A 12,100-nucleotide genomic window follows, 5' to 3' on the forward strand; every position below is an offset into this window, starting at 1 on the left:
GAGCAAAGAGCAAAAATAAAAATTTAGTAAAACAAAACTCACGTATTTATATTTAATTCCTCTTCAAATTCTTTTTTCAATATGGAAACAACTTTGTTGATTATTTTTTCTTCCAGATTGGTTCGTTTGCTAAGATCATTTTTTCTGTAATTTAGAATAGATTTTGCAGTGTTTAAACCTACTTTATGAAATCTTTCTAGAACTTCTGGTTCTATTTCATCAGAAAATTCTGTTAGTTCTACATCATCTTCATAAGGAAAATCTCTAAATATATGAATTTTGTATCCAGTTAATTGACTAGCTAATCTTATATTTTGTCCACCTCTTCCAATTGCTCTAGATATTTCTTCAAGTTTTACATATACGTTGACATATTTATGGTCTTCATTGACTTCCATCATAGAAACTTTAGCAGGACTTAAGGCTCGTGTAATATATAATTGTGTATTAGAAGTATAATTGATAACATCTATATTTTCATTTTTCAATTCTCTGACAATAGGATGAATTCTAGATCCTTTCATTCCTACACAAGCCCCAACTGGATCTATTCGATCATCATAAGATTCTACAGCTACTTTAGCTTTTTCTCCTGGGATACGTGCTACTTTTTTGACTGTAATTAACCCATCTGAGACTTCTGGGATCTCTAACTTAAAAAGTTCTTCTAAAAAAGCTTCATCTCTTCTAGTAAGAATAGCAAAAGGTTTATTGTCTTTCCAATCCACTCGTTTAACTAAAGCTCTAACCGGGTCTCCTTTTCTAAAAAAATCACTGGGAATTTGTTCTTGTTTAGGTAAAACCATTTCGTTCTGTTCTTCATCTCTCATGATAATTTGCTTGGATAAAATATGATAAACTTCAACATTGATAATTTCTCCTATTTTATTTTTGAATTTTTTATAAGTATTTGTATTATCATATTCATTGATTTTTGAAAGTAAATTTTGTCTTAAAGATAAAATAGCTCTCCGTCCTAAAGATTGTAATTCTACTTTTTCTGTGACTTCTTCTCCTATTTCAAAATCAGGCTCTATTTTACGTGCTATAGATAGTTCAATTTCTTTATTGATATCTTTTACTTCTCCATCTTGTACCACTATACGATTTCTCCAAATTTCTAAATCTCCTTGATCTGGATTTACAATAATATCGTAATTTTTAGATGAATCGTATTTTTTCCTTAAAACACATCGTATAGATTCTTCTAAAATAGCCATGAGACTTACTCTATCTATATTTTTTTCACATTTAAAATCTGAAAAAGAATCTATTAAAGCTTCATTATCCATAAATTTAAAATTTAAAAATTGAATCAAAATTTTTATCTTTCACGAGAAATAAATTCAATATCTATTATATTATTCAATCTAGCAAAACATAGGAAAGAAAAATAAAATTTTTGAAAAAAAACTGAAGAAGAATTTTGTTTATGTGTTATAAAATTTTCATTGAAAAAATATTATCAAAAATTTTTCAAATTCAAGTAATTTATGAATTTTATCATAATTTCGACTTTAAAAAATGGGGGTACATAACTCTTATTATAATTGGAAAAACGTTATTTTTTACTGTATTACTAATAATTTTAGAATTTATTTTCAATAGAGGAGTCCGTTTTATAGGAAGAAGAATTGTGAGTTCTACTCATTTTGTTTGGGATAACATTTTATATGAAAACAAAGTTTTTGATAGTTTAGCACATTTTTTTCCTTTATCTATTGGGTTTTTGTTGATTGAACCTTTTTTTAAAAGTTCTCATACAATCGTCATTTATTTAGAAAAAATATTCGACATATTATTTGTTTTAATTGTTTTGCAATTTCTAATTAGAGTCGTTAATTCCATTATGAGAATAGCTACAAGTGAAAACAATCACCAAACAATAGCTGTTCGCTCTTTTTCACAATTACTGAAAATCATATCCATTATATTTTGCGTTCTAGTTATCATTGCTATTCTTACAAAAAATGATTTAATCACTGTACTTACTAGTTTAGGAGCTATTACAGCCATTGTTATATTAGTTTTTAGGGATACAATTCTTGGATTTGTTTCTGGGGTGCAAATGGCATCTACTAAAATGATAAAAGTAGGTGATTGGATAGGAATTTCAAAATACAGTATAGAAGGTACAGTTATTGAAATCAATTTGACTTCTGCAAAAATCGAGAATTTTGATAAAACTATAACCAGTGTTCCCACTTATGATTTAATTTCTACTGCTGTAACTAATTTTGAAGTTATGCGTCAAAAGAACATACGTAGGATAAAAAGATCTATATTATTTAATATACAATCTTTTCATTTTTGCAACTCAGAAAAATTAAAAAAATTTCAACATGTTTATTTGATTAAAAATTATATTCATAAAAAACAAAAAGAAATAGATCTTTTCAATAAAGAAAAAAATGTTGATATTCGCATAGATCTTAATGGAAGAAGATTAACCAATATTGGGTTGTTCCGTCAGTATGCATTGGAATATTTACATCAACATCCCAGAATTTCACAATCAGAAACTCTTATGGTTCGACATTTAGAACCGACCCCCTATGGTCTTCCTGTTGAATTATATTGTTTTACAAATACTTCTGAATCTATTAAATACGAACAAATACAAGCAAGTGTTTTCGATCATTTGCTTACAGCTGCTAAAGAGTTTAATTTGGAAGTAACACAAGTCACTAAAAAAGAATTTTTTTAATAAAATGACAAAGTTAAGTGTAAATTTAAATAAAATAGCTACATTAAGAAATGCTAGAGGAGGGGATATTCCCAGTCTTTTACAGGTAGCAATAGATGTTCAAAAATTCGGATGTCAAGGTATAACGATTCATCCACGTCCTGATGAAAGACACATAACATATCAAGATGTTTACGATATTCATTCTGTAATCAAAACAGAATTAAACATTGAAGGAAGGCCTACTGATAAATTCATGGAACTAGTACTGAATGTAAAACCAGATCAAGTCACTTTAGTTCCTGATCAAGATGATGCTATCACATCCAATTCAGGATGGAATACAATTTCCCATTGTAATTTTTTAACTCAAAAAATAAAAAAATTAAAAAATCATGGAATTAGAACTTCTATATTTTTAGATCCAAATCCAAAATTTGTTGCATATGCAGCTAAAACAGGGGCGGACCGAATAGAATTATACACTGGAAATTTTTCTATTGGATATGCTAGAAAAGAATGGAATAGCATTAACCCCTATATAAAAACAGCGAAAGAGGCCATTACTCATCATATGCTTGTCAATGCTGGACATGATTTGAATTTAGATAATATTTCTTTTTTGATAAAAAAAATACCGAATCTAGCAGAAGTATCTATAGGACATGCTTTGATTAGTGAAGCTCTATATATGGGATTAGAAAACACTATTCAAAGTTATTTAAAAAGAATTCATGAATATCAAAGGAACAGATCGTATGATATTGCATTCTAAAATTTTTGGCCTAGGCCCCCCTATTTTGGTTTTTCATGGATTATTTGGAAATGGAGAAAATTGGAATTCTTTTGCTAAAAAATTTGAAAAAAATTATCAAATTCATTTGATAGACATTAGAAATCACGGAATGAGTTTTTTTTCGGAAGAAATGGATTATGATATCATATCAAAAGACATTTTAAATTATATATTCTATTACGAATTAAATGATCCTATATTATTAGGACATTCTATGGGAGGAAGAGCTGTAATGAAATTTTCTATCAAATATCCTTTTATCCCAAAAAAAATCATCATTGTAGATATCAGTCCTAGCGCTTATGTCAATGAAGATCATGAAAATCTAATTCATGTTTTAAAAAAAGTCAATTTTGATACTATCAAAACAAGAAAAGATCTTGATGGGTTTCTGAAACCATGGATTCCTGATACAGGAACTCGATTATTTTTTTCTAAATGTACTCATAGACAAAAAAATGGAAAACTTTGTTTTCGTTTTTTTTTGTTTGGAATTGAAAAAAATTATGATCGTTTAATTCGTCAAAAAATAGAAAACGGTTTGTACAATGGCCCTACACTTTTTTTACGTGGAGAAAATTCAAATTATCTTCTTCCCAAAGATTATGATTCTATTCTCAATTTGTTTCCAAAAGCAAAAATTTTAACGATCAAAAAAGCAAAACATTGGATTCATATAGATAATCCGATAGATTTTTATAAAAACATAAATATTTTTTTAAAAAAACATAGTTACTATAAAGTCACACAATTTGTTTAATTTACAATTCACTTAAAAATAATTTTATGATTTTTGATCTTGATCAGATTCGAGATTTTTATTCTAATTTTCAATTTAGAGTTGAAAAAATTAGAAATATAATAGATCATCCTTTGACTTATTCAGAGAAAATTTTATATTCTCATTTATTAGAAGAAATAGATTTTCAATTCAAAAAAAATAAAAGAAATAAATGTTACATGAATTTTTTCCCAGATCGTCTTGCTATGCAAGACGCTACGGCTCAAATGACATTGCTCCAGTTTATGCAAACTAAAAAATGTAAAACATTCCTTCCCACTACTGTTCATTGTGATCATTTGATATATGCCAAAAATGGATCTGAGATAGACTTAGAAAATGCCATAAAAGAAAATAAAGAAATTTATGATTTCTTAAAATCAGCATCACATAAATATGGAATAGGTTTTTGGGGGCCTGGATCAGGGATTATTCATCAAGTGATTTTAGAAAATTATGCTTTTCCTGGAGGTATGATTATAGGAACTGATTCTCATACTCCTAATGCAGGAGGTTTAGGAATGTTAGGAATAGGAGTAGGAGGAGCGGATGCTGCAGAAGTTATGTCTGGTTATTTTTTAGAATTTAAATTTCCAAAGATAATTGGAGTTCATTTAAAAGGAAAAATAAATGGATGGACATCTCCCAAGGATATAATCTTAAAATTAGCTGGCATGATTGGAGTATCAGGAGCTAAAAATCATATTATTGAATATTTTGGAGAAGGAGCGAATCATATTTCTTGTGTTGGAAAAGCGACTATATGTAACATGGGAGCAGAAATTGGAGCAACAGCATCTTTATTCCCTTATGATATTAAGATGAAAGATTTTTTGGAGAAAAATGGAAGAGAAAAAGTTTCTATGATGGCTGAAAAAATAAAAAATTTTTTGAAAGCAGATATGGAAGTTCATAAAAATCCATGGAATTATTATGATCAAGTAATAGAAATAAACCTAAATGTTTTAGAACCACATATAAATGGGCCCTTTACTCCTGATAAAGCTACTCCTATTTCTAAAATGAAAGAAGAAGCGGCCAAAAATAATTGGCCTACTAATATAGAAGTTGGACTAATTGGTTCATGTACAAATTCTTCTTTTGAAGATTTATCAAAAGCTATCTCTATTGTACAACAGGCAAAAAATAAAAATTTAAAAATTCATTCCGAATATTTCGTTACACCAGGATCAAAACAAGTTTACTCTTTAATAAAAGAAAAGGGGTTTATTTCCGACTTTAAAAATGTTGGAGCTAAAATATTTTCTAATGCTTGTGGACCTTGTATTGGTCAATGGTTTAGAAATAGTGATAAAAATAATGTAAAAAATACTATTCTTCACTCTTTTAATAGGAATTTTTCATCTCGTAATGATGGAAATCCAAAAACACATGCTTTCATAGCTTCTCCAGAAATTGTTACTGCTTTAGTTTTCTCTGGAGATTTAACTTTTGACCCCAGAAAGGATACTTTAAAAAACGATAAGGGAGAATATGTGAAATTCGAAGAACCTAAAACTATGGACCTTTTTCAAAAAAAATTCAATCTAGAAGAATTAGGATATGAATCTTCTTCAAGAGATAGAAAAAAATTATCTGTAATTATAAAAAAAAATTCGAAAAGATTACAGGTTTTATCTTCATTTTCAGAATGGAATAGGAAGGACTTGCTAAACGTAAGACTTTTGATAAAAACTGAAGGAAAATGTACTACAGATCATATTTCAATGGCTGGTCCTTGGTTAAAATATAGAGGGCATCTAGAAAAAATTTCTGAAAATTTATTAATGGGAGCAGTGAATGCTTTTAATCATAAAAGAAACAAAATAAAAAATGTTATAACAGGAGATTATGGAAAAGTTTCTGATATAGCAAAATTTTATAAATCAAGAAATATATCTACTTTGATTGTAGGTGAAGAAAATTATGGAGAAGGTTCTTCTAGAGAACATGCAGCAATGGAACCTCGTTTTTTAGGAATTCGTGTTGTTCTTGCAAAATCATTTTCCAGGATACATGAAACAAATTTAAAAAAACAAGGAATTTTAGCTCTAACATTTATAAACCGTTCTGATTATCAAAAAATACAAGAAGAAGATTTTTTTCATTTTTATATAAAAAATATTAGTCCAAAAAGAAATATAAATGTAGAATTAATTCATTATAATGGAGAAAAAGAAAAAATCATAGTTCAACATTCTTATAATGAAAGGCAAATTGAATGGTTTAAAGCTGGTTCTTCTTTAAATTTTATTAAAAATATTCATAATATTCATATTGCATGAAAATTATAAAATTTTTTTTATAAAAAGTATTCAATTCTACAAAATGGGAATATCTCCATGGATAGGAAACAACTGTAGATACATTCCTACTTGTTCAGATTATATGATTCAATCTTTAAAGGAATATAACATTTTTAAAGCTATTTCCATGAGTTTTAAGAGAATTATAAAATGCAATCCTTGGGGAGATTCAGGTTTTGATCCTCCCATAATTTAATTTTTTTTATGAAAATGTTAGAATATATTAATTGGGATCCTGTTCATAAATTTTATTTATGGCAAGGCTTTTCTATTCATATTTATAGTCTAATGTTTATCATTTCTTTTTTATTAGGTTGGTGTATTATGAAGTTTATTTATAAGAATGAAAAAATACATCAAAAATATTTGGATCCTTTGTTGATATGCACTTTTTTTGGAACTCTTTTAGGGGCAAGATTAGGACAAGTTTTCTTTTATGATTTTTCATATTTTTCGGATCATTGGATTGAAGCATTCTTTCCTGTAAGAGAAAGCAATCATCATTCTTTATTAGGTTTGATAAAAGGCTATGAATTTATCGGTTATAGAGGATTATCGAGTCATGGTGCCACTATAGGAATCATTTTCTCCAGTTTTTTTTATAGTAGAAAAATACTTAAAAAATCTTTTATTTGGATATGTGATAGGTTATGCATAGCTGTGTCTTTATCCGCTGTTTTTATTAGAATAGGAAACTTTTTTAATTCTGAAATAGTGGGAAAACCATGTAATACAAACTTACCATGGGGTGTTAAATTTGTACAAATGGATACAGAATATGGAGAAATAGTCCCTAGACATCCTGCACAAATATATGAATCGATTAGTTATCTGTTTATTTTTTTATTTTTATGGTATTTATATAATAAAGGAAAACAGATTGATAATGGATTTTTATCTGGAATATTTTTCACTTTTCTTTGGTCTACACGTTTTATATTAGAATTTTTAAAAGAACCACAAGGAGAAGAAATTTTTAATTTTTTATCTTTAAATACAGGACAATGGCTCAGTATTCCTTTTATTATTTTTGGGTTATTTCTTTTAAACCTATTAAAGATTAGAAAATATTTTTTTTCATTATGAAAAAAATGAATGTTATTTTTCCAATAATTTTATTTTTTTTGATTCTTTTTTCTTCTTCTGATTCTGAAAAAAATGATTTTCATTTTGTTTTAGATTCAGATATAGGAAATCTATTGGAAATCAAATTTATTAAACATGGAGAATTATATATGAAAAATAAAAATTCAATTCTAAAAAAAATAGATATAGAACTAGCCTACAGTGATACTGAAAAAAGAAATGGATTAAAATATAGATCTTTTTTGAAAGAAAATAGAGGAATGTTGTTTTTGTTAAAGGATCAAGAAGAATATAAGAAAATGGATATGAAAAATATGAGAATTCCTTTAGACATCATTTATATAAATCAATTTGATACTATTATTTTTGTGAATAAGTGTGTTAGTCCTATGAGAGAACTTGAAATAATTGATTTACCTTCTACAATAAAATATATTTTAGAAATTAATGCTGGAATGTCGGACAAATGGAAAATAAAAGAAGGAATTACAAAAATTACTTGGTTTTTAAATGAAAAAAATGAAAATTGATTTGATTATATATCTTTGTTTTTAACTTTAAAATTGTAAATATTATGGTTTTTATATCTGAAAAAGCTAAAAATAAATTGATTTCTCTTATGAAAGAGGAAGGTCTTTCTCATAATGTTTCTTTTGTAAGGTTTGGTGTTAAAAATGGAGGATGTTCAGGAATGTCATATGAACTAACTTTTGATCAAGAAAAACAAAAAGGAGATAGATTTTTTCAGCATCAGGAAATGAAAATATTGGTAGATCAAAATAGTATTCCTTATTTGGAAGGAACAACATTGGAATACTCAGATGGGTTAAACGGAAAAGGATTTTATTTTAAAAATCCTAATGCAAAACATACTTGTGGATGTGGAAAAAGTTTTTCATCATAAATTATAATGAAAAAAAACAGAAAAATACTAGAAAATTTTACTGATTCTGAGTATAAATATGGATTCTATACTCCAATAGAATCAGATAAAATTCCAATGGGATTAAATGAGGATGTTATTCGTCTAATAACAGAAAAAAAAAATGAACCAACATGGATGTTAGACTGGAGATTAGAATCCTATCATATATGGAAAAAAATGGAATCTCCAAAATGGGCAAATATAAGATATAATGTTCCAAAATTTCAAGAAATCAGTTATTATTCTGCTCCTAAAAAAAAAATAAATTTAAATAAGTTAGAAGAAGTAGATACAGAATTAATAAATACATTTGAAAAACTAGGAGTTCCTATAGAAGAAAGAAAAAATTTTTCAGGAATAGCAACAGATATCGTATTAGATTCTGTTTCTTTAACTACTACATTTCAAAAAAAATTGGAAGAAAAAGGAATTATATTTTGTTCTATTAATGATGCTTTAAAAAAATATCCAGATATAGTTAGAAAATATTTAGGTTCAGTTGTATCAAAAACGGATAATTTTTATGCAGCACTTAATTCAGCTGTTTTTTCAGATGGTTCTTTTTGTTATATCCCCAAAGGAGTTCGTTGTCCTATGGAACTATCAACATATTTTCGGATTAACGAAAATGGAACAGGTCAATTTGAAAGAACTTTGATTATTGCAGATAAAGATTCTTATGTTAGTTATTTGGAAGGATGTACAGCTTCACAAAGAAAAGAAAATCAATTACACGCAGCTGTAGTAGAAATTATAGCTTTGGAAAATTCTGAAGTCAAATATTCTACCGTTCAAAATTGGTTTCCTGGTAATAAACAAGGAGAAGGAGGAGTTTTTAATTTTGTAACAAAACGTGGATTATGTGAAAAAAAAGCCAAAATATCTTGGATACAAGTCGAAACAGGTTCTTCTATTACCTGGAAATATCCGTCTTGCATTTTAAAAGGAGATTTTTCTATGGGAAAGTTTTATTCTTTAGCTTTAACTAAAGATTTTCAACAAGCAGATACGGGGACTAAAATGATCCATATTGGTAAATATACAAAAAGTGTAATTATATCAAAAGGAATATCTGCAGGGAAAGCTCAGAATAATTACAGAGGATTAGTGAAAATATCCCCTCAAGCCATTCATTCTAGAAATTTTTCTCAATGTGATTCTTTATTAATAGGAGATCAGTGTGGGGCCCATACTTTTCCATACATTCATGTCTCCAATAATTCTACATCTCAAGTCGAACATGAAGCAACCACCTCAAAAATAGGAGAAGAACAAATTTTTTATTGCAATCAAAGAGGAATTAATACGGAAAAAGCTATTTCTTTAATAGTTCATGGTTTTAGCCGTGAAATTTTAAAAAAATTACCTATGGAATTTGCGGTAGAAGCTCAAAAACTTTTGGAAATATCTTTAGAAGGATCTGTTGGATAACATTAAAACAATTATGTTAAGTATAAAAAATTTGCATGTATCTATAGAAGATAAAAGAGTTCTTCAAGGGATTAATTTGGAGATAAAAACGGGAGAAACTCATGTGATAATGGGGCCTAACGGTTCTGGTAAAAGTACTCTTGCTTCTATAATAGCTGGAAAAAAAGAGTATCATATAACTGAAGGAGAAATTTATTTTTTGAATAAAAATTTAGTAAATTTTTCTCCAGAAGAACGTGCCCATTTAGGAATTTTTCTTTCTTTTCAACATCCAATAGAAATACCAGGAATTTCAATCATTAATTTTATAAAAACAGCTATAAATTCCATTCGAAAAGAAAGAAATTTGAATAAAATGTCTGCCAAAGAAATATTATTCAAAATAAAAAATACATCTTCTAGATTAAACATTGAAAATGATTTTATTTATCGTTCTTTGAATGAAGGATTTTCAGGAGGAGAAAAAAAAAGGAATGAAATATTTCAAATGATGATGTTAAATCCTTTATTATCCATTTTAGATGAAGTAGATTCAGGTTTAGATATAGATGCTTTACGTGTAGTTTCTCAGGGAATTAATGCTTTTCGAAACAAAAAAAATTCTATTTTAATTATTACTCATTATAAGAGATTATTAGATCATATTCTTTCAGATTATATTGTACATATTTTATATAATGGAAAAATTATTCAATCAGGAGATAAAAAATTATCCGAAAAACTAGAAAAAGAGGGATATGATTGGATAGCTAAAACAAAAATGTTATAATTTTAATTGAATGCAGTTAAAAGAAAAAATAATTTCATTAATCGATAAATATTATTCCAAAAAAGAAGAAAATTCTTATATCTCTTTTTTGCAACAAAAACATATTAATCTTTTTAAAAAAAAAGGTTTTCCTTCTTTTTCTGAAAATGAAGAGTGGAAAAATACTGACATAAATCCAATTATAAATCAAGATTATCATATTCTTTGTGAAAAAGAAAAAATAAAACATATAGAATATAAAAAGATCAAAGAGTTTCTTTTTTTAAAAGAATCTTTTCTTTTTATTTTTATAGATGGTAAATATAATTCCTTTCTTTCTCAATTATTTGGAGTAAAAAATCATGTTATATTATCAAATATAGCTTCGCAAAAAGAAAATGAAATTAAAAATTATTATGGAAAATTGTCTTATCAATATGATGTTTTTTACACTTTAAATACTCTTTTTTCAAAAGATGGAGTCTATATTTATATACCTGATAACATAGTTTTAGAACGACCGATAGAAATATTACATATTTCTACTGGGTTAGAGTCTGGAAGAATTATGTTGAACTCTAGAAATTTAATTGTAGTAGGCGAACGTTCTGATGTAAAAATAATTGAACATCATAAGTCTTTAAAAAAACATTTAGCTTTCATAAATTCAGTCAGTGAAATTTATGCTTCAAACTATAGTCGAATTGATTATTATAAGGTACAAGACAATTCGGATGAAACATTTATAATAGATAATACATTTTTAAAACAAAAAAAACATAGTCAATGTTCTGTTTGGACTTTTTCTTTTCAAGGAAATTTTATTAGAAATAATTTGAAATTTTATTCCAGGGGAGAAAAAACTTCTTCTTATTTATATGGAATTTCTCTTTTATCAGAAAAACAACTTGTAGATCATCACACTTTGATAGATCATTTTTATTCCAATGCTTATAGTTATCAATTATATAAAAATATTTTATTTGATCAATCTAAGGGAATTTTTAATGGAAAAATAATTGTTAATGAATGTATTAAAGGGATAAATGCTTTTCAAAGAAATAGTAACATTCTTCTTTCTGATGAAGCATGTATGTATACTAAGCCACAACTAGAAATTTATTCTGAAGATGTGAAATGTTCACATGGGTGTACTATAGGAAATCTTCAAGAAGAAGAGTTATTTTACCTTCAATCAAGAGGTATTTCTGAAAGAAATGGAAAAATATTATTGTTATTCTCTTTTTTGGAAGAAATATTAAACTTTATTCATATTTTTGAATTGAAAAAATTAATCTATCAAAAAATGAAGAAAAAATTAAATCAACACTTATAATATTT

Annotated in this window: 12 protein-coding genes; 11 read left to right on the forward strand and 1 reads right to left on the reverse strand. The window is 26.8% G+C overall.

Annotation, left to right across the window (positions count from 1 at the left end):
• Nucleotides 1–38 precede the first annotated feature (38 nt).
• A complete protein-coding gene (nusA, locus tag BLBBGE_RS00065) occupies nucleotides 39–1,292 on the reverse strand; it encodes a transcription termination factor NusA (protein ID WP_012840565.1) in 1,254 nt (417 codons plus the stop codon).
• Between the two features lie 140 nt (nucleotides 1,293–1,432).
• On the opposite strand from nusA, the gene BLBBGE_RS00070 reads away from it, so the two are divergent.
• From BLBBGE_RS00070 to sufD, 11 genes are read left to right on the forward strand one after another with little or no spacing between them, the layout of a single operon-like run.
• A complete protein-coding gene (locus BLBBGE_RS00070; RefSeq protein WP_012840566.1) occupies nucleotides 1,433–2,707 on the forward strand; it encodes a mechanosensitive ion channel family protein in 1,275 nt (424 codons plus the stop codon).
• A 4-nt stretch (nucleotides 2,708–2,711) separates the two neighbouring features.
• Nucleotides 2,712–3,461, forward strand: coding sequence for a pyridoxine 5'-phosphate synthase (locus BLBBGE_RS00075; protein ID WP_012840567.1), 750 nt, complete (start codon nucleotides 2,712–2,714; stop codon nucleotides 3,459–3,461).
• Nucleotides 3,421–4,242: an alpha/beta fold hydrolase gene (locus BLBBGE_RS00080; protein ID WP_226989458.1), complete on the forward strand. Its 822-nt coding sequence runs from the start codon at nucleotides 3,421–3,423 to the stop codon at nucleotides 4,240–4,242. Before BLBBGE_RS00075 ends, BLBBGE_RS00080 begins: the two co-directional genes overlap by 41 nt.
• 26 nt (nucleotides 4,243–4,268) lie before the next feature.
• Entirely contained in the window at nucleotides 4,269–6,548 is a 2,280-nt protein-coding gene (locus BLBBGE_RS00085) for an aconitate hydratase (RefSeq protein WP_012840569.1), read from the forward strand.
• Nucleotides 6,541–6,765 (forward strand): membrane protein insertion efficiency factor YidD, encoded by a 225-nt coding sequence (gene yidD, locus BLBBGE_RS03155; protein WP_012840570.1) that lies wholly within the window; start codon nucleotides 6,541–6,543, stop codon nucleotides 6,763–6,765. Before BLBBGE_RS00085 ends, yidD begins: the two co-directional genes overlap by 8 nt.
• 14 nt (nucleotides 6,766–6,779) lie before the next feature.
• A complete protein-coding gene (gene lgt, locus BLBBGE_RS00095) occupies nucleotides 6,780–7,655 on the forward strand; it encodes a prolipoprotein diacylglyceryl transferase (protein WP_041936727.1) in 876 nt (291 codons plus the stop codon).
• Nucleotides 7,652–8,185, forward strand: a complete 534-nt coding sequence (locus tag BLBBGE_RS00100) for a DUF192 domain-containing protein (protein WP_012840572.1) — start codon at nucleotides 7,652–7,654, stop codon at nucleotides 8,183–8,185. Before lgt ends, BLBBGE_RS00100 begins: the two co-directional genes overlap by 4 nt.
• A 44-nt stretch (nucleotides 8,186–8,229) precedes the next feature.
• A complete protein-coding gene (locus BLBBGE_RS00105) occupies nucleotides 8,230–8,559 on the forward strand; it encodes an iron-sulfur cluster assembly accessory protein (RefSeq protein ID WP_012840573.1) in 330 nt (109 codons plus the stop codon).
• A gap of 6 nt (nucleotides 8,560–8,565) precedes the next feature.
• Complete coding sequence (gene sufB / locus BLBBGE_RS00110; RefSeq protein ID WP_012840574.1) at nucleotides 8,566–10,011, forward strand: Fe-S cluster assembly protein SufB; 1,446 nt, start codon at nucleotides 8,566–8,568, stop codon at nucleotides 10,009–10,011.
• A 13-nt stretch (nucleotides 10,012–10,024) separates the two neighbouring features.
• On the forward strand, nucleotides 10,025–10,780 hold the full coding sequence (sufC, locus tag BLBBGE_RS00115) for a Fe-S cluster assembly ATPase SufC (protein WP_012840575.1): 756 nt from the start codon (nucleotides 10,025–10,027) through the stop codon (nucleotides 10,778–10,780).
• 10 nt (nucleotides 10,781–10,790) lie between these two features.
• Nucleotides 10,791–12,095, forward strand: a complete 1,305-nt coding sequence (sufD, locus tag BLBBGE_RS00120; RefSeq protein WP_012840576.1) for a Fe-S cluster assembly protein SufD — start codon at nucleotides 10,791–10,793, stop codon at nucleotides 12,093–12,095.
• Nucleotides 12,096–12,100: the final 5 nt, after the last annotated feature.

It is taken from the genome of Blattabacterium sp. (Blattella germanica) str. Bge (genome assembly GCF_000022605.2).
GTDB lineage: Bacteria > Bacteroidota > Bacteroidia > Flavobacteriales > Blattabacteriaceae > Blattabacterium.

Bases quoted from the DNA above. Each gene is read 5' to 3' on its own strand.
- BLBBGE_RS00070 (WP_012840566.1), top strand. From the start codon at position 1,433: ATGTGTTATAAAATTTTCATTGAAAAAATATTATCAAAAATTTTTCAA.
- sufB (WP_012840574.1), top strand. From the start codon at position 8,566: ATGAAAAAAAACAGAAAAATACTAGAAAATTTTACTGATTCTGAGTAT.
- sufC (WP_012840575.1), top strand. From the start codon at position 10,025: ATGTTAAGTATAAAAAATTTGCATGTATCTATAGAAGATAAAAGAGTT.
- BLBBGE_RS00100 (WP_012840572.1), top strand. From the start codon at position 7,652: ATGAAAAAAATGAATGTTATTTTTCCAATAATTTTATTTTTTTTGATT.
- BLBBGE_RS00075 (WP_012840567.1), top strand. From the start codon at position 2,712: ATGACAAAGTTAAGTGTAAATTTAAATAAAATAGCTACATTAAGAAAT.
- sufD (WP_012840576.1), top strand. From the start codon at position 10,791: ATGCAGTTAAAAGAAAAAATAATTTCATTAATCGATAAATATTATTCC.
- nusA (WP_012840565.1), bottom strand. From the start codon at position 1,292: ATGGATAATGAAGCTTTAATAGATTCTTTTTCAGATTTTAAATGTGAA.
- BLBBGE_RS00105 (WP_012840573.1), top strand. From the start codon at position 8,230: ATGGTTTTTATATCTGAAAAAGCTAAAAATAAATTGATTTCTCTTATG.
- BLBBGE_RS00080 (WP_226989458.1), top strand. From the start codon at position 3,421: ATGAATATCAAAGGAACAGATCGTATGATATTGCATTCTAAAATTTTT.
- lgt (WP_041936727.1), top strand. From the start codon at position 6,780: ATGTTAGAATATATTAATTGGGATCCTGTTCATAAATTTTATTTATGG.
- BLBBGE_RS00085 (WP_012840569.1), top strand. From the start codon at position 4,269: ATGATTTTTGATCTTGATCAGATTCGAGATTTTTATTCTAATTTTCAA.